Source organism: Flavobacterium sp. (genome assembly GCF_027531905.1).
Lineage (GTDB): Bacteria > Bacteroidota > Bacteroidia > Flavobacteriales > Flavobacteriaceae > Flavobacterium.
Genome location: NZ_JAPZSU010000027.1, coordinates 1 through 20,244, shown reverse-complemented (window position 1 = coordinate 20,244; position 20,244 = coordinate 1). Strand labels below are relative to the sequence as shown.

At 35.6% G+C, this 20,244-nt stretch carries 18 protein-coding genes and 1 tRNA gene; 11 read left to right on the top strand and 8 right to left on the bottom strand.

Translation table 11 applies throughout. The features are described from left to right. Positions 1 to 333: 333 nt before the first annotated feature. Positions 334 to 1,227, top strand: coding sequence for an energy transducer TonB (locus O9307_RS08435; RefSeq protein WP_298297692.1), 894 nt, complete (start codon positions 334 to 336; stop codon positions 1,225 to 1,227). A 457-nt stretch (positions 1,228 to 1,684) separates the two neighbouring features. Here O9307_RS08435 and O9307_RS08430 read toward each other — a convergent pair whose 3' ends face one another. Both O9307_RS08430 and O9307_RS08425 read right to left on the bottom strand, forming a co-directional pair. Next, positions 1,685 to 2,080: a biopolymer transporter ExbD gene (locus O9307_RS08430; RefSeq protein ID WP_298297689.1), complete on the bottom strand. Its 396-nt coding sequence runs from the start codon at positions 2,078 to 2,080 to the stop codon at positions 1,685 to 1,687. A gap of 2 nt (positions 2,081 to 2,082) precedes the next feature. Beyond that, a complete protein-coding gene (locus O9307_RS08425) occupies positions 2,083 to 2,778 on the bottom strand; it encodes a MotA/TolQ/ExbB proton channel family protein (protein ID WP_298297686.1) in 696 nt (231 codons plus the stop codon). A gap of 127 nt (positions 2,779 to 2,905) precedes the next feature. On the opposite strand from O9307_RS08425, the gene O9307_RS08420 reads away from it, so the two are divergent. From O9307_RS08420 to O9307_RS08400, 5 genes are all read left to right on the top strand, one after another. Then, the gene (locus O9307_RS08420) at positions 2,906 to 4,150 is read left to right on the top strand and encodes a folylpolyglutamate synthase/dihydrofolate synthase family protein (protein WP_298297683.1); all 1,245 of its coding nucleotides are present in this window, start codon (positions 2,906 to 2,908) and stop codon (positions 4,148 to 4,150) included. 84 nt (positions 4,151 to 4,234) lie between these two features. Next, a tRNA-Val gene (locus O9307_RS08415) sits at positions 4,235 to 4,312 on the top strand. A gap of 403 nt (positions 4,313 to 4,715) precedes the next feature. After that, entirely contained in the window at positions 4,716 to 5,132 is a 417-nt protein-coding gene (locus tag O9307_RS08410) for a hypothetical protein (RefSeq protein ID WP_298297680.1), read from the top strand. After that, on the top strand, positions 5,116 to 5,361 hold the full coding sequence (locus O9307_RS08405) for a helix-turn-helix domain-containing protein (RefSeq protein ID WP_298297678.1): 246 nt from the start codon (positions 5,116 to 5,118) through the stop codon (positions 5,359 to 5,361). Before O9307_RS08410 ends, O9307_RS08405 begins: the two co-directional genes overlap by 17 nt. Before the next feature lie 130 nt (positions 5,362 to 5,491). Continuing rightward, on the top strand, positions 5,492 to 5,902 hold the full coding sequence (locus O9307_RS08400) for an ester cyclase (protein WP_298297675.1): 411 nt from the start codon (positions 5,492 to 5,494) through the stop codon (positions 5,900 to 5,902). 385 nt (positions 5,903 to 6,287) lie between these two features. Here the strand turns inward: O9307_RS08400 and O9307_RS08395 are convergent, their stop codons facing one another. From O9307_RS08395 to gcvP, 6 genes are all read right to left on the bottom strand, one after another. Then, a complete protein-coding gene (locus O9307_RS08395) occupies positions 6,288 to 7,049 on the bottom strand; it encodes an ATP-binding cassette domain-containing protein (RefSeq protein WP_298297672.1) in 762 nt (253 codons plus the stop codon). Continuing rightward, positions 7,046 to 7,795 carry an ABC transporter permease gene (locus O9307_RS08390; protein WP_064716235.1) on the bottom strand — a complete coding sequence of 250 codons (750 nt, stop codon included), beginning with the start codon at positions 7,793 to 7,795 and terminating at the stop codon, positions 7,046 to 7,048. Before O9307_RS08390 ends, O9307_RS08395 begins: the two co-directional genes overlap by 4 nt. Positions 7,796 to 7,842: 47 nt before the next feature. Continuing rightward, entirely contained in the window at positions 7,843 to 8,691 is an 849-nt protein-coding gene (locus tag O9307_RS08385; RefSeq protein WP_298297668.1) for a glycosyltransferase family 2 protein, read from the bottom strand. A gap of 94 nt (positions 8,692 to 8,785) precedes the next feature. Further along, positions 8,786 to 9,307 carry a methyltransferase gene (locus O9307_RS08380; protein WP_298297665.1) on the bottom strand — a complete coding sequence of 174 codons (522 nt, stop codon included), beginning with the start codon at positions 9,305 to 9,307 and terminating at the stop codon, positions 8,786 to 8,788. A 477-nt stretch (positions 9,308 to 9,784) separates the two neighbouring features. Then, the gene (locus O9307_RS08375) at positions 9,785 to 10,843 is read right to left on the bottom strand and encodes a ketoacyl-ACP synthase III (protein WP_298297662.1); all 1,059 of its coding nucleotides are present in this window, start codon (positions 10,841 to 10,843) and stop codon (positions 9,785 to 9,787) included. Positions 10,844 to 11,113: 270 nt separating this feature from the next. Continuing rightward, positions 11,114 to 13,963 carry an aminomethyl-transferring glycine dehydrogenase gene (gene gcvP / locus O9307_RS08370; RefSeq protein ID WP_298297659.1) on the bottom strand — a complete coding sequence of 950 codons (2,850 nt, stop codon included), beginning with the start codon at positions 13,961 to 13,963 and terminating at the stop codon, positions 11,114 to 11,116. Positions 13,964 to 14,199: 236 nt separating this feature from the next. Here gcvP and O9307_RS08365 point away from each other — a divergent pair, with 236 nt between their 5' ends. The 5 genes from O9307_RS08365 to O9307_RS08345 all read left to right on the top strand — a co-directional run bounded on the left by O9307_RS08365 (position 14,200) and on the right by O9307_RS08345 (position 19,687). Further along, positions 14,200 to 15,006 carry a hypothetical protein gene (locus tag O9307_RS08365; RefSeq protein ID WP_298297656.1) on the top strand — a complete coding sequence of 269 codons (807 nt, stop codon included), beginning with the start codon at positions 14,200 to 14,202 and terminating at the stop codon, positions 15,004 to 15,006. A 452-nt stretch (positions 15,007 to 15,458) separates the two neighbouring features. Then, complete coding sequence (locus tag O9307_RS08360) at positions 15,459 to 16,271, top strand: hypothetical protein (RefSeq protein ID WP_298297653.1); 813 nt, start codon at positions 15,459 to 15,461, stop codon at positions 16,269 to 16,271. 13 nt (positions 16,272 to 16,284) lie between these two features. Continuing rightward, positions 16,285 to 17,550, top strand: coding sequence for a hypothetical protein (locus tag O9307_RS08355; RefSeq protein ID WP_298297650.1), 1,266 nt, complete (start codon positions 16,285 to 16,287; stop codon positions 17,548 to 17,550). A gap of 10 nt (positions 17,551 to 17,560) precedes the next feature. Continuing rightward, on the top strand, positions 17,561 to 18,484 hold the full coding sequence (locus tag O9307_RS08350; protein WP_298297647.1) for a glycosyltransferase family 2 protein: 924 nt from the start codon (positions 17,561 to 17,563) through the stop codon (positions 18,482 to 18,484). Between the two features lie 3 nt (positions 18,485 to 18,487). Beyond that, positions 18,488 to 19,687, top strand: a complete 1,200-nt coding sequence (locus O9307_RS08345) for a hypothetical protein (protein WP_298297644.1) — start codon at positions 18,488 to 18,490, stop codon at positions 19,685 to 19,687. Positions 19,688 to 20,244: the final 557 nt, after the last annotated feature.

Here is a 20,244-nt window from a genome sequence, read left to right as displayed (position 1 = left end):
CCTACCGTCTGGACACAAATATTTTTATGTTAAAATGGCACGCAGATTAGGCAGATTATCACTGATTTTTGGTTGTATTTTAAAATATTATTTATAAAACTTATGTTTTTTCTACACATTTTTTTAAAAGACAACAAATTTATTGGTTTAAATCCGTTCAATCCGTGTCATCTGTGGCCTATCAAAAGATGTGTCCAGACGGTAGACTGCCATCGGGGCTAGAGAGCAACAAGGTCAATTTTTGTCATCATTTTCAATACAACCCGACGCATTTCTTGACAATTTTTAGTACTTTTCAGCGTTTTTAACCCATACTTAAAATTCAAAACCATAATGCAATCCCCAGTTACCTCAGATAAGAAAAAAGCCATCGCCTTTTCCCTAGTAATCTACGGAATACTGCTGTTGATTTTATTTTTTATCCGCTTTTGGCCTCCCTACAACCCCGATTCTTTTACAGCACTTGCTGGCGGTGGTGGCGGTGGCCTTACGGTCAACTTTGGCGATAGCGAAATGGGACAGGGTGCCGATTACCAAAGCGAGGTTTTGGACGTAAAAAACCAAACCAAAGTTACCCCCACATCGGCAACTCCAGACGAAGCCATCTTATCACAAGAAACGGCTACAGAAGAAAGCGTAGTTATTCCTAAAAAGGAGAAAGTAAAAAACACCACGCCTACCCCAAAAGAAACGACAAAACCCGTTGCCGAAAAACCAAAAGTTTCCAATGCTACCAACGATGCCTTATCGAGTATCCTAAAAGGTTCCAACAAAGGAGGCGATGGCGACGATAAAGTAGCGGGCAACAAAGGAAAAGCCAACGGAAGTTTGAGTGCCAAAGATTATTATGGCTCTGGAGGTTCTGGTGGCGGAACAGGCGGCGGCAACGGAACCGGAAATGGCATTGGCACCGGAAGTGGTTATGGCGCAGGAAGCGGCGGCGGCTCTGGTGGAGGCGCAGGCTATTCTCTAGGCAATCGCAGAGCTATCTCAAAACCAGTCCCAAAATACACTTGCAACGAAGTAGGCAAAGTAGTCGTAGAAGTAGCTGTAGACCGTAACGGCAACACCATAAGCGCCATTGCCGGAAGTAAAGGAACCACCAACACGGCCAAATGTCTTCTGGACCAAGCCAAAATTGCAGCGATGAACACCAAATGGGACGCTAGCAGCAATGCTCCTGAAAAACAAGTCGGCAAGATTGTTTATAATTTCAATTTGAATTAAGCCGTTGAGCATAACTCGTTCCTGCAAGGTTTTTTTTCAGACCTTGTAGGTATTCCTATCAATAGTATACCTACAAGGTCTGAAAAAAAACCTTGCAGGAAATCCAAACAACAGAAAAAAAATAACTGAAGGCAGTTCTTTTAATTTTTGTTATAAAAAAAATGCATGCAACTAATTGACTAGTTAAAATAAATGAGGGCAATGTAATTAAATTAAGCGTTTTTTGTGTCATTCTGAGGAACGAAGAATCACATAATGTGAACAACCTATGCGATTCCTCCTCTGTCGGAATGACAAAACCAAAAGGCGTTTTTTTTTAGCTTAATGACATTGTGCGTGAGGGATAGAAGCTTGCTACCGAAGTAGCGCGGATAGCCCGACCGCAGAAAAGCAAAGGGGCGAATAACACCTATGCTATTCGCCCCTTTGCTTTTATGGGGTCACGCCCAAATTATTCTTATTTTGGACTGGTGGCTATGACAAACTTTAGGTTATTTTTGACGCCTATTTGAAGGACGTCTACTAAATCTTGCACTTGTAGGTTGAATGGAATGCGGACGATGACCGTTTGGTCTTTTTCTCCGCTAATTTTTCCCATCAAGGTGGTTTCTAGGTCTTCGAAAGCAACGGGTTGTTTATCGAGGTAGAACTTTTTGTCTTCGGTAACCGAAAGGCTAATGTATTGCTTATTTGTTTTTTCGTTGGACTTGGCTTTGGGCAAAGTCATTTTAATCACATTTGGATTGGCCAATGTGGAGATGATTAGGAAAAACAACAATAAGAAAAACATAATATCGCTAAGCGAAGAGGTCGCTACTTCGGCGTGAAATCTTCTTTTTCTTTTGATCGCCATAACTATGCTCTTTGAATAATATTAACGAATTCTAGAATCTGTTTTTGCACTTTTAGCGCAAAATTATCAATCTTTCCGTTCAGCAAATGGTAGGCACTGTAGGCGATGATTCCAACAATTAATCCAGCACCACTACTAATCATTTTCTCGTACAATCCACCAGAAATATTTCCGATACTGATGTTTTCTGTAACCGAAATGCTGTAAAAAATCTTGATTACCCCTGAAATGGTTCCGATAAATCCTAGTGTTGGAGCAATACCTGCAATTAATCCTAAATGGCCTAAATGCTTTTCCATTTGGCCAATTTCGATATCGGCAGCGCGATCCATATTCGATTCAATCTCTGCGATTGGACGACCAATTACCAAAATTCCTTCTTTTATAATTGTGCTTGAAGCATTGGTAGAACGTTCTACGATGGCTCTAGCCAATTCAATATTTCCGGATTGCAATTGCTCTCCCACATCCCGCAACAAACGATCGTCTATTTTTGAAGCTTTGTCTATGTATAAATAGCGCTCAGCAATCACATAAAACGTATAGAGTAACAAAATGGCAATCGGAATTAAGAAAAACCCACCTTTCAAAATAAATTCCAATACTGAGATTTCAGTATTTGGAGCAACATTTTCAATAACAGCAGTAGAAGTCGCAGCAGTAAGTGAGTCGGCTTGTAGAGAGAGTAAAGTAAACATATTTTATTCTTGATTTTTACGAATTAATTCTAAAAAATATTTCAATTTTGCACTAAAGATACTTTTCGTTCTAGTATTAAACTAAAAAAAATGAAAATTATTTTAAACCCTTCTTTTTGCTCAAAAAATGAATTATCAAGAAACCCTTCACTGGCTCTACAATCAGTTGCCAATGTATCAATTACAAGGCGCATCGGCTTATAAAAAAGATTTGACCAACGTACATTTGTTAGCCGAATACTTGGGACATCCCGAGCAAAAATTACGATGCATACACGTAGCAGGCACTAATGGCAAAGGTTCTACTTCTCATCTGCTTGCCTCTGTTCTCAAAGAAGCAGGGCTAAAAGTTGGTTTGTACACCTCACCACATCTCACCGATTTTAGAGAGCGCATCAAAATTATCTCGAATGCAACTCCTGAACAAGCTTGGGAAGAAATTCCAGAGGCCTTTGTTTGTGCTTTTGTGAACCAACACCGTTCGTTTTTTGAAGCACAGGATATGAGTTTCTTCGAAATGACCGTAGGTTTGGCTTTTGATTATTTTGTAAAAGAACAAGTCGACATCGCTATCATAGAAGTAGGAATGGGTGGCCGATTGGATGCTACCAATATTATTACGCCTTTAGTTTCAATCATAACCAATATAGGATTGGACCACACTCAATTTCTTGGCGATACACTAGCGGCAATTGCTGGTGAAAAAGCCGGCATCATAAAACCAAGCATTCCGGTAGTGATTGGCGAATACACTCCAGAAACCTTGCCTGTTTTTATTAACAAAGCCAAAAGTTGTTTTGCTGAAATTCATTTGGCCTCGGATTTGATTTCGAGTACTTATCCCTCAGACTTATTAGGCGATTACCAAGTACACAACAAGAAAACCGTTATGCAGACCATAGCCGTTTTGAACGAAAACAAAACAATAGTGGTTTCGCCAAAACAACTCCAAACGGGAATGGCCAACGTAATAAAAAACACAGGACTCCAAGGCCGTTGGCAACAGTTGAAAGAGCACCCCAAAGTAATTGCCGACACAGCTCACAACAAAAATGGACTTGAAATCGTGATGCGTCAAATTCAAAAAGAGAAATTTGACCAATTGCATCTCATTTTGGGAGTAGTTAATGACAAAGATTTGAAAGAAGTATTGCCTTTGTTTCCAAAAAATGCAATTTATTATTTCTGCAAGCCCAATATTCCACGTGGCTTAGAAGCAACCACACTTCAAACCGAAGCGCAGATTTTTGGTCTAAATGGAGAAGTATATTCTTCTGTTTCAGAAGCCTACGCAGAAGCATTGAGAAATGCTGCCCCTACTGACTTTGTTTATGTAGGCGGAAGTACTTTTGTGGTTGCAGAAATTTTGTAATTTTTTTTCATTTTTGCTTGCACATCCCAAAAAGGGTTGTATATTTGCACTCGCAATCACAAACGATAGCAACCTAGTAAAATAGGGCGATTAGCTCAGCTGGTTCAGAGCACCTCGTTTACACCGAGGGGGTCGGGGGTTCGAACCCCTCATCGCCCACCAAGAAACTCCTTAAGCAATTAAGGAGTTTTTTTTGTTCTAAATGAGAAATTTATTGGATCAAGTTCAAAAGGGATCAAGTTCAAAGAATGACTAATTTAGTGCATAGCTAATGGTATCAATATGTTGAACTTAATGCTACAATAATTCAATTAACTACTACCTGTAAACAAAAACGTATCTTTGTGTTTTGAAATAAAAAATGGCTGACAAAATAAAGAAACTTAAATTTAAACGTAACGCTTATTTACAATTAGAAGTTCTTCCATTGTATACGTTGACAGCTTTAAATAAAGGCCATTTAGTAACGCCTCATCGGACATCTTTTTACCACATTTTTTAATTTGACAACTGCCAACTAACGCATTATGTTGATTTTACTCCAGTCAAAATTGAACCCTATACTTTGCTGTTTATTGACAAAGATCGTGTGCATCAATTTGACAAATTACTGGATTATCAAGGACAAGTTTTGATATTTACTGAAGATTTTTTTTGTACCACTGAAAATGATACTAAATTTTTAAGAAGCAACATATTATTCAATGACCTTGCTGACAAGCCATCGATTAATTTAAGTAAAAGTGATTTTGAAAAATACACTAGCATTTGTCAAAGTATTACAGAAGAATTGAGTTTACCTGTAGACAATTCAAATCATATTTTGATAAAAAATCTACTTCATAATTTTTTGCTTCTTGCCGAAAGGGAAAAACGCAAGCAAGGTTTTACAGAATTGAAAAAAGGTGCTGATCTTGGATTATACGTTGCTTTTTCGGGATGTATTGGAGAGCAACTTCCACAAATTGAAAGGCGTAAATGAATACGCTAAATTAATGTGCCTTTCTGAAAAGCGTTTAGGTCAAGCAACTGCTAAAGTTTTGGGTAAATCGCCTAAAGAAATCATTAACGACAGAGTGCTTTTAGAAATTAAACGCCTTTTGGTTCATTCCAATTTATCCATCAAAGAAATCGGGCAGGAATTAGGTTTTGACGACCCTGCTTATTTTGTGCGCTATTTTAAAAAAAAAATACAGAAACTACACCAGTAGAGTTTAGGGAAAGGCATCTCAAAAAGTAACTATCCCAAAAGTACCATACAAAGGCTGATTTGTCCATTGTTCAAAAAGTCAATTCGCTTCATCTTTGTTCTCTTATTAATCGTTTAAAATTTTTAAAAAAATGGACAAAAATAGAGAAGCGTTAACAGCCTTTTACAAAAAAGCTTTAACCGTAAACACCGAAACCACTCCAACTGCTGTATTGACAGAGGTTTTAGCCGATGATTTTGTTTCATATGGTTCAGTAGATAGCAAAGGGAAACCTGCTTTGATTGCGCTAGTTGAATTCTTTTGGAAATTAATTCCTGACTTAAAATGGGAACCACAAGACATCGCCAACGATGGTAATAAATATGTAGTCCGTTGTATGGCAAGCGGTACGCCAAATGGTGATTTTATGGGGATTCCTACTGACGGAACAAAAACATTCAATATTATGTCTATAGATTTTCACACAGTCATTGATGGTAAGCTAACGTCAGTGCATCATTTGGAAGACTGGGCTACAGCTATGAAACAATTGGAAGTATAATAAGCTGTGCTTCTATTGTAGTACAAAGTTTCTTGTTTGCGGACAAGGAACTTTTTTTCTTAAAATGAAAACAGCTGACAGTACAGCACTACATCGTTCAATGGTTTTTTAGAACTAAGAAGTTAAAGACGTTTGGAGTGATATTTTTACGAAATTTAGTAGTATGTAGGTAAAAGAATAGGTTTTTTTGAGTAAAACAAAAAGCTACAAAGTAACCAAAGAGGTTTATTTTGTAGCTTTTTTTATATTTTATAAAAGCCAATGATGCTAAAAGTATTTACGGAAAAACCCGTGGGATTTTTAAAAACACATAAAGTCTAGGGACTTTTTCTATTGGCTTATGTTTTTTGAGGTTAAAGGTTGAAATCCTTTTTGGTCTTCAAAATTAACCTCTTAAATAAGCTTCTCTTACTTTTTTGAATAAATTAGAAGAGTAAACAAAATCCACAATGGCTTTGTTGTCGGTTCTGAAAATTTCTTCTTTCGTACCTTGCCATTCTTTGATTCCGTTTTTTAGGAATAGGATATTTTCTCCTATTTCCATCACAGAGTTCATGTCGTGAGTATTGATAACAGTAGTAATGTTGTATTCTTCAGTGATTTCTTTAATCAAATTATCAATAATAGTTGAAGTGTTTGGATCCAAACCAGAGTTGGGTTCGTCACAAAACAAATATTTTGGGTTATTCACTATGGCACGAGCAATAGCCACCCTTTTTTGCATTCCACCAGATATTTCCGAAGGTAATTTTTTGTGTGCGTCAATCAAATTTACTCGTTTTAAAACAAAATCAACGCGATCTTTAATCTCTGAAGGGCTATTTTGGGTAAACATTTGAAGCGGAAACCCCACGTTTTCGGCTACAGTCATGGAGTCGAATAAGGCACTTCCTTGAAATACCATACCAATTTCTGTTCGAAGTTCTCTTTTTTCTGCGGGTAATAATTCAGAGTAGATTCTTCCGTCAAAAGAAATTGTTCCTTGTTCGGGAGAATGGATTCCTAAAAGACTTTTTAATAAAACCGTTTTTCCAGATCCACTCTGACCTATGATTAAGTTGGTTTTTCCAGCTTCAAAAAGACAAGATACTCCTTTTAAAACTTTACTACCGCCAAATGATTTTTCTATGTTTTTAATTGCTATCATGAGCCAAGTAATAATTGCGTTAAAATATAGTTCGAAGTAATAATGCATACCGAGGTCCAAACAAAAGAAACGGTACTGGCTTTACCTACTTCTAAGGCACCGCCTTTCATATAATAGCCATGAAAAGATGGAATGGTGGCTAAAAGCATAGCAAAAATGATGGTTTTAATAAATGCATAAGTGATATGAAAGGGAATAAACTCTAGCTGTAATCCCGTAATAAACGATTCACTTGAGGTAAAACCACCATATACGGCAGCCATCCATCCGCCAAAAATGCCCAAAAACATACTGATACCAATTAAAAACGGATACATCAGTAGGGCAATAATTTTAGGAAACACAAGATAATTTAATGAATTTACTCCCATTACCTCCAAAGCATCTATTTGTTCTGTTACGCGCATAGTGCCGATACTTGAGGTGATAAACGAACCCATTTTACCAGCCATAATTACGGATATAAAAGTTGGGGCAAATTCTAAAATCACGGATTGTCTAGTGGCAAAGCCAATTAAATATCTAGGAATTAATGGATTGGTTAAGTTTAAAGCCGTTTGGATAGAAACTACACCGCCAACGAAAAATGAAATGAAACAAACAATTCCCATCGAGTTAATGATGAGGTCATCGATTTCTTTAAAAATTAGATTCTTCATCACAGACCATTTGGTTTGTTTCGTGAAGATTTCTTTGAGCATCAAGAAGTATTTCCCGATTTGTGAGATGTAGCGAATGAGCATCATAGGTTGTAAAATAGTTCCAAAAGTAGTAATTAGTTTTCAACTGTTTGTTAAAACAGTTTTTCTTTCATTTTTTTCCAGCGGTAGTTTCTAAAAAATTTAGCTTGCTCTGCTGTTACAAATAATGGTTTTCCGGATGATTTTGCTTTCCAAAAACCCATTATGTAATCAATAAATAAAAGGGGTTTTCCTTTTCGCATGGCCAATTTTAATGATGAAATAGCCGTGATGGTAAATCCATAACCCAAGCTGTAAAAAGCTTCTCCTTGTTTGTATCGAGCGGCTTTGTTGTAGCTTGCGCCAGTTGGTTTGAGGTGTTTTACATGCAAACTTTCGTCGGTGACCACTTTCCAATTGTAAAACTTGCACAACAACTCGTCTACAGTATCCCAACCCATAGCAGGTTTTAGCCCACCAATTTGTTGGAAAGTCTCTTTTCGATAGGCTTTTAGCGCACCTCGAATATGGTCTTTGTCAGTTAAGTTTTCGAGTATCCACTCCCCATTTTTTTCGATGTAACAAAATCCACCCACCATTCCAATTCGCTCATCGGATTGGAAATGTTTAATAATGGTTTCGAAATAATTGGAAGGAAAGATTAAATCGGCATCAATTTTTACAATCAAATCATAGTTGTCGTCCAAGGTTTCGAATCCTTTTTCAAAAGCTTGAATGACTTTACTACCCGGTAGATGGATATTTTCTGATGATTTGTTGACCAAACTTATGTATGGATTGTTTTTAGCAAATTCCAATACAACTTCAGCAGTTCTATCTGTTGAATTGTCATTGACTACTACAATTTTTGAAGGCAAAACCGTTTGCGAAATCAGTGATTGCAGTGCCAAACCAATTAAAGCTTCTTCGTTATAAGACGGTATGACGATGTAGTATTTCATAAAAAATAAAATTCCAAAATTTTAAAATTCCAAATTCCAAATGATTGGATGAGTCCAAAATTGGAAATTGGAATTTCATTTTTGTGATTTGTTTTTAGGCTCGTTCAGCGTAAACAATGTAATATCTTGGTGTGAAAAAACGCAATAGCGGACGGAATCCTATTTTTTTTACGGGATGTGTAACTTTTTCTCTTGCGATAATTTTCCATCCTGTTTTTTCTAGCAACCAATCCAATTGCCAATCTTCAAATTCGTGGTAGTGTCTATCCCACATGTCGGTATTGCTGCGATAAGCGGGTGAAAACCATAAACGAAGAGGGATTGAAATCATTAATTTGTCGCATTTTACATTTTGTAAAACAGTATAAGGATTCAATAAATGTTCAAAGATTTCGAAGGCGGTAAAAACCGTATAGTCTTCAGATTGTAAGGCGTTCTGATTGTTGTCTAAATCTTCGCCAGTGGTGTTTTTTACAGTATATCCATTTTCTTCCATAATTTTTGAGAAAGGGTTAGGAACTCCTAAATCAAAAATGGTTTCTTGGGTAGTGATGTGTTTTTGTAAAAATTCTAAAGTATGCTTGAATCGTTTATTGGGAAATGTTTTTTCGTACATAGTTATGGGTGTTGACCTTTTGGAAACAAGGCGCAAATATACAAATTATATGTGTTTTGAAGGTATTGTATAGCCCAGATAAAAGCGAAAAGCCCACAGCTCTGGGGTTTAATTTTTGCTGGTGCCTCAAAGCGACTAAAAGAAGCTCTTGAGGTGCCTTGTAAAAATAAACTCCAGGGCGAGGACTTGTAGTGGATAGCTGGATTGGCTTCTTATTATTTGAATAGTCTTTAGTGATTAGTGAATATCACAATTTGAGCTAAGGGCTTAGGAACGATGTTATTTAGTTAAGAGATTTTAGATTGTAGATTAACGATTCTTGATTTTAGATTTTTTGCTAATAAATAAAGAAGACTAGTTTTTTTAATGGTTTACACCTCAGAAATCAAAAACCGTTAATCAAAAATCAGCAATTAAATTATTGATTGATCCTTAGACTTAATGACATTGGGGCCTAGGACTAGTTACTAATCACTACTAGTAGCGATATACAAAGGCGTTGACATTCATACCGGCGCCTACGGAGGCAAACATGATGACATCTCCTTTGTGAATTTCGTGGTTTTCGATTTGTCCTTTCGTCAATAAGTCGTATAAAGTTGGAACGGTGGCCACGCTGCTGTTTCCAAGTTCGTTGATGCACATCGGCATTATTCCTTTTGGGGGCGTTTGTCCGTACAATTTGTAGAAGCGATGAATGATGGCCTCATCCATTTTTTCATTGGCTTGATGAATCAATATTTTTTTGACTTGACCAATCTCAATACCACTTTTATCTAGACAACTTTTCATGGCGGCTGGAACTTTGCTTAAAGCAAATTCGTATATTTTACGGCCATACATTTTGATGTAGCGCGTGTTGGGGTTCAAATCTTGGTTGTATGATTTTCCGAAAAACAGATAATTGGCTTCGTCTATGGCAAACGTACCGCTTTTGTATGAGAGCATACCTGTTTCAGAATCTGAGCCTTCGATAATTGCAGCACCAGCCCCGTCGGCATAAATCATGGAGTCTCTATCGTGCGCATCTACTACTCTTGATAAGGTTTCGGCTCCAATAACTAAACAACGTTTGGCCATTCCAGAAGTAATAAAGGCATTGGCTTGCAATACGCCCTCAATCCATCCTGGACAACCAAAAAGAATGTCGTAAGCCACACATTTTGGATTCTTGATTTGTAATTTATTTTTTACTCTGGTTGCTAAACTGGGTAAAGTATCTGCCTGAATAGTCCCGTGATTTACATCCCCGAAATTGTGTGCGTAGATAATGTAATCAATGGTTTCTGGATCTATTTTTGCGTCTTCAATTGCTTTTTGCGAAGCAAAATAAGCCAAGTCTGAGGAGTTTAAATGATCTTCTGCATAACGACGTTTTTCGATGCCTGTGATTCCTTTGAATTTATCAATAACTACATCATTTGGATACGCAAAAGCAGATCCATCTTCGTTTAAAAACACGTGTTTATCGAAGTCGGTGTTATGGATTTTGAGGGTAGGAATGTAGCTTCCAATTCCGGTTATTTGTATTTTCATCAGGGTATTTTAGTATAATTAAAGCTAAATTAAACATTAAAAAATAATTCGAGCAATAAAATTTACTATGCATGCATATAATTATCAAATAACATTTTTTTTGTTGAATTATTGTTTATTTTTTAATGAATTTTGCCTTTTTTTAAAATTTCAATCGATTGAAATTGGAGGTTTCAAGTTTTTTTGATTTTAGGTACTATTTTTATTTAAAAAAAGAAAAGCCCGACAAATAAAATGATGTCGGGCTTTATAGTTGTAAAATTGTAATTCTTAACTTTCTATATATGCTTCAATAGGAGCACAGCTACAAACTAGGTTTCTATCTCCGTAAGCGTCATCTGCTCTGCGAACAGTAGGCCAGAATTTGTTTTCAGCGATATAATCCAATGGGAAAGCTGCTTGTTCTCTGCTGTATGGGAAATCCCAAGTTTCAGCTGTTAGCATCGCTAAAGTATGCGGTGAATTTTTCAATACATTATTACTGTCCTCGATAGTTGCTGCTTCGATTTCTTTTCGGATGGAAATCATAGCGTCACAGAAACGATCTAATTCTTCTAAGTTTTCACTTTCGGTTGGTTCGATCATTAAAGTACCTGCTACTGGGAAAGAAACAGTTGGAGCATGGAAACCATAATCCATTAAACGTTTAGCGATATCAGTTACTTCGATTCCTTTTTGTTTGAAAGGACGACATTCCAAAATCATTTCGTGTGCTGCACGACCCATTTCACCAGAATATAGCGTGTCATAGTGACCGTTCAATTTTTCTTTGATGTAGTTGGCATTTAAAATAGCGTGTTCAGTAGCTGATTTTAATCCCTCAGCACCTAACATAGAAATGTATCCATAAGAAATTAGGCAAACTAAAGCAGATCCCCATGGAGCAGCAGAAATAGCGGTAATTGCATTTTCTCCTCCAGTTGGAATTACTGGGTTTGTTGGTAAAAATGGAACCAATTGAGGCGCCACACAAATTGGTCCAACACCTGGTCCACCACCACCGTGAGGAATAGCGAAGGTTTTGTGTAAGTTCAAGTGACAAACATCTGCTCCAATAGTAGCAGGATTGGTTAAGCCTACTTGAGCGTTCATGTTTGCTCCGTCCATATATACTTGACCACCGTTATCGTGAATGATTTTGGTGATTTCTTGAATTGCACTTTCGAATACCCCGTGAGTAGATGGATAAGTTACCATCAAACAAGAAAGGTTGTCTTTGTGTAGCATCGCTTTTTCACGTAAATCTTCTACGTCAATGTTTCCGTTTTCTAGAGTTTTGGTTACCACTACTTTCATACCTGCCATAGCAGCAGAAGCTGGGTTGGTTCCGTGAGCTGAAGATGGAATCAAAGCAATATTTCTGTGGTGATCTCCACGAGATTGGTGGTAGGCGCGAATCACCATTAATCCTGCATATTCTCCTTGTGCTCCAGAGTTAGGTTGCAAAGTAGTACCAGCAAATCCAGTGATTATATTTAATTGTTGTTCTAATTTGCGCAACATTTCTTGGTATCCTTGTGCTTGATCTAGTGGAGCAAAAGGATGTATGTTGTTCCATTGTGGGTTGCTAAGTGGCAACATTTCAGAAGCTGCGTTCAATTTCATTGTACAAGAACCTAAGGAAATCATCGAATGGTTCAATGATAAATCTTTACGCTCAAGCATTTTGATGTAACGCATCATTGCTGATTCAGAATGGTATTTATTGAAAACATCGTGTTGTAAAAACGAAGATGTTCTGTTCAATTCTTCTGGGAAATGATTGGTTACTGTTAATTCAGTAATTTCAGGAGTTTGAGTTCCTTTTGCGGCAGCGAAAATGCTAATAATTTTGGCTACGTCTTCGATGCTAGTGGTTTCGTTGAATGCAATAGAAACTGTTGCTTCGTCGATGTAGAAAAAGTTGATTTGGTTTTGCTCTGCTACTGCTTTAATTTTTTGAGAATCTGCTTTCACTACGATAGTGTCGAAGAATGCGCTATTGGTTTGCTCGTAGCCTAATTTAGTCAATTCGTTAGCAGTTGTTGCTGCCACGGCATGTACTTTATTAGCGATGTAGCGCAAGCCTTTAGGTCCATGGTAAACGGCATACATACCTGCCATTACAGACAATAATACTTGTGCTGTACAGATATTTGAGGTAGCTTTATCTCGTTTGATGTGCTGTTCACGTGTTTGTAACGCCATACGTAATGCACGGTTTCCATTGGAGTCAACAGTTACTCCAATGATTCTTCCTGGCATAGAACGTTTGTATTCTTCTTTTGTTGCGAAATACGCAGCGTGAGGTCCACCATATCCTAATGGAATTCCGAAACGTTGTGTAGTACCAATTACTACAGCTGCTCCCATTTCGCCTGGAGGAGTCAATTTTGTTAAACTCAAGATATCAGCCGCAACGGCTACTTTGATCTCGTTTGCTGCAGCTTTTGAAATAAATTGTGAATAGTCGTATACTTGACCGAATTTACCTGGATATTGCAACATCGCACCGAAGAACTCTTCTGAAAATTCAAAAGTTTCGTGGTTACCAACTACCAATTCGATTCCGATTGGCGTAGAACGTGTTTGCAAAACCGATAACGTCTGTGGTAAAATTTCTTCAGAAACGAAGAATTTGTTGGTATTGTTTTTCTTTTGATCGCGAGTTCTTACATCAAAAAGTAAAGCCATAGCCTCAGCCGCTGCTGTACCTTCGTCAAGAAGTGAGGCATTGGCGATTTCCATTCCAGTTAATTCAATAACCATAGTTTGGAAATTCAAAATCGCTTCTAAACGACCTTGTGCGATTTCGGCTTGGTAAGGCGTGTAGGCGGTGTACCATCCTGGGTTTTCAAAAATATTTCTTTGAATAACAGCAGGAACAATCGCTTGATGGTAGCCTAAACCAATATAGGATTGAAAAACTTTATTTTTATTGCCTAATTCTTGAATGTGATTCGCAAATTCATATTCTGTCATTGCGGGATCCAATTGCAGTGGTGCTTTTAGACGAATGTCATCTGGAAGGGTTTCATAAACGAGTCGTTCTATAGAATCAACTCCAATGGTTTTCAACATGTGTTGAAGGTCATTCTCTCTTGGACCAATGTGTCTTAAAGCAAAAGCATCTGTTCTCATTTGTACTAAATAGTGTTTTTTTTATATTCTAAAACAAATTGGTCTGTGGTGTAATGTTTTGGATTACTTTTGATTACAAAATCATCGAGACGTTTTTTGAATTAAAATAGTAGGTGTTGTTTTTTTGTGGTGCAAAAATAAGTATTATTAGTAATTCAGAGCCTATTTTGGTTAGTATTTTTTATTGAATTTTCAACTAAAGCCGTGATTTTTTTACAATTGATTAATTTTGTTTAATGAAGATTTTCAGGCAATTATTTCGTTTTTACATCAATAGCAGTATCCACGTGGGCTTGTCTTGTTTGGCCTTGTTATTAATTACTCAACAACAGTTATTTTTTTCTTCTTCTTTTTCTTTGTCGCTATTTGTTTTTTTAGGGACAATTTTTGCTTATGACTTTGTTAAATATGAGTCTTTAATTAGGAGGAAAAAAAATGCTATTCGAAGAGAATTAAAAGTAATCGTTGGGTTTAGTGCTGTTGTTTTTTTGGGATTACTTTACTTTTTTTTTCAGTTGCAATTCCGGACGCAATTAGGCGTTTTTTTTATCGTTTTACTCACTCTGTTGTATGCTTTGCCATTTTTTCCTAATCGGAGTAATGCAAGGAATTGGAAAGGAATTAAAATTTATATCGTGTCTTTGTGTTGGACTCTGACTACTGTCTTTTTGCCTGCTTTAGAAGGGGATTTTTCATTAGATGGTTTTGTTCTTCTTTATGGTTTGCAACGGTTTATTATGGTGTTTGTGCTCATCCTGATTTTTGAAATTGTCGATTTAAAAAACGATGATCCCTTATTGCAAACCGTTCCACAACACATAGGACTGGAACGAACTAAGAAGCTAGGTTTTGGTTTGTTGATTTTTTTTCTAGCGTTGGATTTTTGGACTGGGAACTTTAGCTTGCTTTCTCTTTTTTTTATTCTAATAACGGCCTTTTTTTTGGCTTTTGCCAATGAAAAACGTTCACATTATTATACTTTGTTTTGGGTGGAGGCTATTCCAATTTTTTGGTGGATAACACTTCTTTTTTCTCAATATTAGGTAATCTTCATTTTTGGTGAGTTGATTTTACGACTTTTTTTACTCTTTCTTGACTTTTTGTTATAGAACAAAAAGTACGTCATAAAATAATCTTTACCTATCACCATAAAAAAATTTGGATAAAAGCACTTGTATATAGGCTTAAAAGACGTTTTGTGAAAACAAAATTAAAAACTCAAGTTATATTGTAAGAAAAAGAAGTTTAAATGCACACGAAAACCGGTGTGCTTTTGTTTTTTATTAGGTATTTATCGTAGCAAAGATTTTTCGTTTTATGCCAAAAATTAATGTATTTGTGACATTTTATATTAATGAACGGTTGTTAAAAACTAGGTTTACTATAAATAAAAATGAACGCTTTTCCGACAAAGAATTATTGATTTTTTTACTAAAGAAAGATTTACAAAAAGTACGATTAAGTTAAAAATGCTAACCATTAAACATAAATAGTTATGACAAATTTGAGTTCAATCATTCTTCCGGTTCTTCAAGGAATGGAAGCATCTTATTTAAAGGATCAATTATTAAAATTCTTGCCCAATCAACAAGAATCATTTTCAAAAATTGAAAAAAGCTTCAATCAATTAACGTCTAAAGTTCAGGATAAAGAACGATTGCAACGTTTTTTTCATAGTTGGAGTCAAACAAATAATAGTGCGATGACAGTGGCAGGGATTAGTAATCGAATGACGATGCTGGTGCATAAAAATCAACCAATTGTAGACGAAAAAGCGCTTTTACTTTCAATTACAAGCTTAAACAGAATTGTAGATGAAGATTTAGCCGTAGTAGGTCGAATTTTACATTCTCAGATGTTTTATACCATGGCCACAACTATTTGTTCTGATGATGATTGGCTTTCACGCAAGTATTTAAATCAAAGTGCTTGTGATTTCAAAGCATGGAAAGATCAAAATTCCTTGCGAAATAAAGATATAATGATTGCGTTATTGACCACATTGATTCATGAGATTTATACTCATGGTGAGGTAGAGTTGATACTTCCAAAATTTAAATCATGGTTAATTAATGATTATAATTACTCAGAGGAAGCGTGCGAAAAAACATTGGCATGGATCAGTGTACATTGTGGCCCAACAGAGAAAAACCATTTCTTTTTTGCGGTTAGTGCAGTTTTTTATTATGCACAGGCCATGAATATTGATATAGAATCTTATGATTTAGAGCCAATTATTAAAGACTATTTAGATAAAAAATCTGCCGTAATGGAAGATGTAATGGAGCTAGAAGAACTTAGTTATTAATTTAATAGTACTTATGGCTATTACTAAGAAAGAAACGAAATCCCAACTCATTATGCCTAAAATTCAGTTACTGCAAAATCAAGCGGATAAACAGAAAAAATGGAACGAGTTGTTTTCTGAATATTATCAAAATGATTCTGGACTAAATAGTCATTCTTTTGCTAATTCTTCAGTGATGCTATCTTCAGAATACTATCAAGAGATGAATCGATTGTGTGCCATTTTAAACAAAACTTGTAGAGCAATTGTTTTAAATTATTTTGAAGATAGTAGAATTCGTAAATACTATCAGCTCGATGAAGAACTTGAAAATATTTTAAGAAAAAGTAATAGCGAAATATATGATCAGGGTTTTTATCGCCCTGATTTTTTATATGATATCCACGATCAAATAAAAATTTGTGAGATTGGTGCACGATATCCCTTAAACGGCTGGATGATTAGCTATTATTTGAAATTGATAAATGATCGGCTTAATTCTAGTGGAATAGTACAAAAGGTTACCCCTAAATGTATAAAAAACATAATTAATGATTTACGGAATCAATTTGCTCCTAGTGGGAAGGTCGCTTTTGTTCATGATGATGAAAAAGGAACCGAAATTTTTCTTCTTCAAAAGGAATTAGCCAAGTTTCAAATTCAATTAATTTCTGTTAAACCTCAGGATTTAACTGTTCTTAATGATTTCATTTGTGTAAATGGCGAACCTATTTTGCACTTTATTTTAGAAATGGATCGCGAAGAATTAAAAAAAATAAAGAAAAAAGTTTTGAATAAGTTGGTTCAGCAAAACTTATATTTCAACGATATCCGAACCCTGATTTTAATTCATGATAAAAGAGTATTGGCAGTAATGTATGATGCACAAATTATGAATGATTATTTGGATGAAGAAGAGTATGCTTTTTTACGAAAATATCTTATTCCGAGTTTTGTCATTACCGATGCTGATGCTTGTGATTCCTTCATTCATGGAGAACAAAATCTAATTTTAAAATTAAATAGCGGAGGCAGAGGCATTGGTGCGTACGTTAAAAATGATTGTACTATTAAAGAATGGGAGACTATTGTAAGAGAGAATTGGAGTAATTTTTTGATTCAGCATTTTGTAGAGCAGAAAGAATTTATCGATACCGAAAACCATCGCCGAATCCATTTGGTCGGAATGTTGTTATGTAAAGACAATAAAACCTATGGAGCAGGTTTGTTTCGTGGTTCAGATGAATCGATTGTAAATGTACATCAGGGAAGAGCATTGATTTATCCATTAGTAGAGTAATAGTATAGTTATGAAACATACTGTAATTATACCTCTTTACAACAAAGAAAAGTATATCTATGATACTATTCGTTCATTAGCTTTTCAGGAAAAAAAACCATCTCAAATTATTGTTGTAGATGATTGTAGTAATGATCTAAGTCTCATTTGCTTGAAAGAAGCGCTGTCTTTTTTTGCACCACAATTTTTGCAAACTGCAATTCAAATTGTAGAATTAGATGAAAACACGGGTCCTGGAAATGCCAGAAATATAGGAATTCAACTAGCCACCGGAGAACTTATAAGTTTTTTAGATGCTGACGATTGTTATACTCCCACTTGCATAAGGGAAGTAGGTGCTATTATGGAAGAGGGAAATTTGGATGTAGTAGTTCTAGGTATTTTATTGAATCCATCTAATTATTATTTACCAAATATTAAATCCTTTGCAAAGGAAATGCAATTTCTTTCAAATCATTTGTATGTAATACCTAATATTTTGCATACTGTTAGTTCACCAGATTTTATTATGGGGGTTGGCAGTAACGTTGTTATACGTAGAAAATATCTACATGAACTTCGTTATGAGGCTGGAGTTTCTTTAAATGAAGGGATTGATTTTTGGTATCGCGTTTTGAAGAATATGACAGAGCCCATATATGTAGGATTACTAAATAAAGCCTGCATTGAAGTAAGAGAGGTAGAAGGAAGCTTGTCTCGAACTAGTTATATTAATTGGAGAGATTTAGAAATTCCTATTTCGATAAAACGGTATCAAAAGAGCTCCAATCGGTACGATCAACATCTTATGGGAATGTTGTCGCAGCGATGGTTAGAACACGCGATGGAACGATTGCCGTCTTGGCGGCAAAAAGGGTTATTTGTTTTTCATCATGCCCCGGTCTTACTTAAAAACTATTACTATTTCAAAAGAAGAAAATTCATAAAACGATAAACTATGCATGTAGTTGATTTAGTTCCAAAAAAATACGATTCAGTGTTGCGAGATTATTTTGAAGTAGTCCGAAACAATTCTTTATATGACGAATTATATAAAGAAATTTACAATGTTGCTGATGCGCCGATGTTGAGTAAAAAAGAATTAATGTCAATTTTAAAAACAAAATTTAAACTTCACGATCAAAATACAGGAGTATATTTGGTACGATCGGGCGGAAGTACTCAGGAGCCTTTGGTTTTTCCAGTAGATATTCAAGAAAATCAAGATCAGCGAATTGCGATGGTAAAAGAGTTAGTCAAAAATAATTTTTTTACCTCTAAAACAGTTGCGCTAAATATTTTTGGTTATTCTGATATGTATCGAACAGCAGCAATTATGGATGACATTTTAGAAAAATGTAATGCAACAACATTGTCATTAAGTGCTCATGCAAGTTATGATGATATGCTACAAGCTACTAACTATTTCAATCCGAATTTTATTCTGGGAACACCTTCTAAATTGTTGTGTTTTGCCAAGTTTTTAGAAGAAAAAAAGATACAGCTTCAAATTAAAAATTTGCTTTATGCGGGTGAATTTTTAAGACCAAGCCAGCAAAAGCTTCTAAGAAAAAAATTAGGCTACGAACAAGTTTATTCTATGTACGGTTCTGCCGAGACTGGAATTTGGGCTTGGTCGGATGTTACTAAAAGACCTTCCTTGTTCTCAGTTATCAAAGGTATTGTAGTAGAGATTATTGATCCTGATGCTAATGGATACGGGATTATCGCGGTCACCAATACTTTTCGCAAAAGGTTTCCCGTTTTTCGATATGCTATCGGAGATTTAGGTAGATGGGTTGATATGGATGGAGACTTTTTTTTAGAGTTAAAATCTAGGGAAACAAAATCATTTATTGTTGGAGAACAACATTATAATTTGGATCAAATTGCCTTTTTTACGCAACAAGCAGAAGCCTTTCAGTTGCAATTGTCCTATAATGAAAAGGTTCAAGAAGTAATTCGATTACTGATTGTTCAAAAAGTTGTTGAAATGGATAGACCCGACTTTATAAAAACAACAACAGAAGCATTACAGCACTTGTTCCATTATAATGAAAAATTTATGAAAATAGAGGTGCTACTAGTTGCTATATATGAATTATATATTGATCCTAATACTACCAAAACACCATTGCTTGTAGATTTAAGAGATTGATCTTGTGTTTTGTAGAAGTAATTTAAGCATAGGGGAAGATTGTAATGATTCAATCCTAACTCGTTTTTCTGTTTAATAAATTAATGCCTAGTACCATATTTTTGTATATAGTGAAAAACGGCACATTACTGAGTTTATTATTGTTTTTACTTATAGAAGCAAATTGAAATAGTACACTCCATCGGTGTTATAGATCATAACTTTTAGAGTCTTGTGCTAGAAATGGGAAGCCTGCACGTGCAAGGTTTTTTTTAAATTATTGAGAAGTAAAGTTTTGTACTTATTTTGATTTTTGCAGACCAATGCTTTCTTGATTTACCATTAAAATTTTAATCAAGCCATTTTTTGTTATGATTATTTAGGATAGACATATCGGCGAGTAATAGTTTTAAGCTCACCTTATGTATTGAAATAGCTGTTGAACTAAACCTTCGGTAGCACCAAGCAAATGATTTAGTATCTTACGAAGATACTTAAAATTCGTAAATTATGACTACAAAAAAAAGAATCCGGAAGCATTAAGGGAAAATAAAATCCTACATCAAGCCAAACGGGAA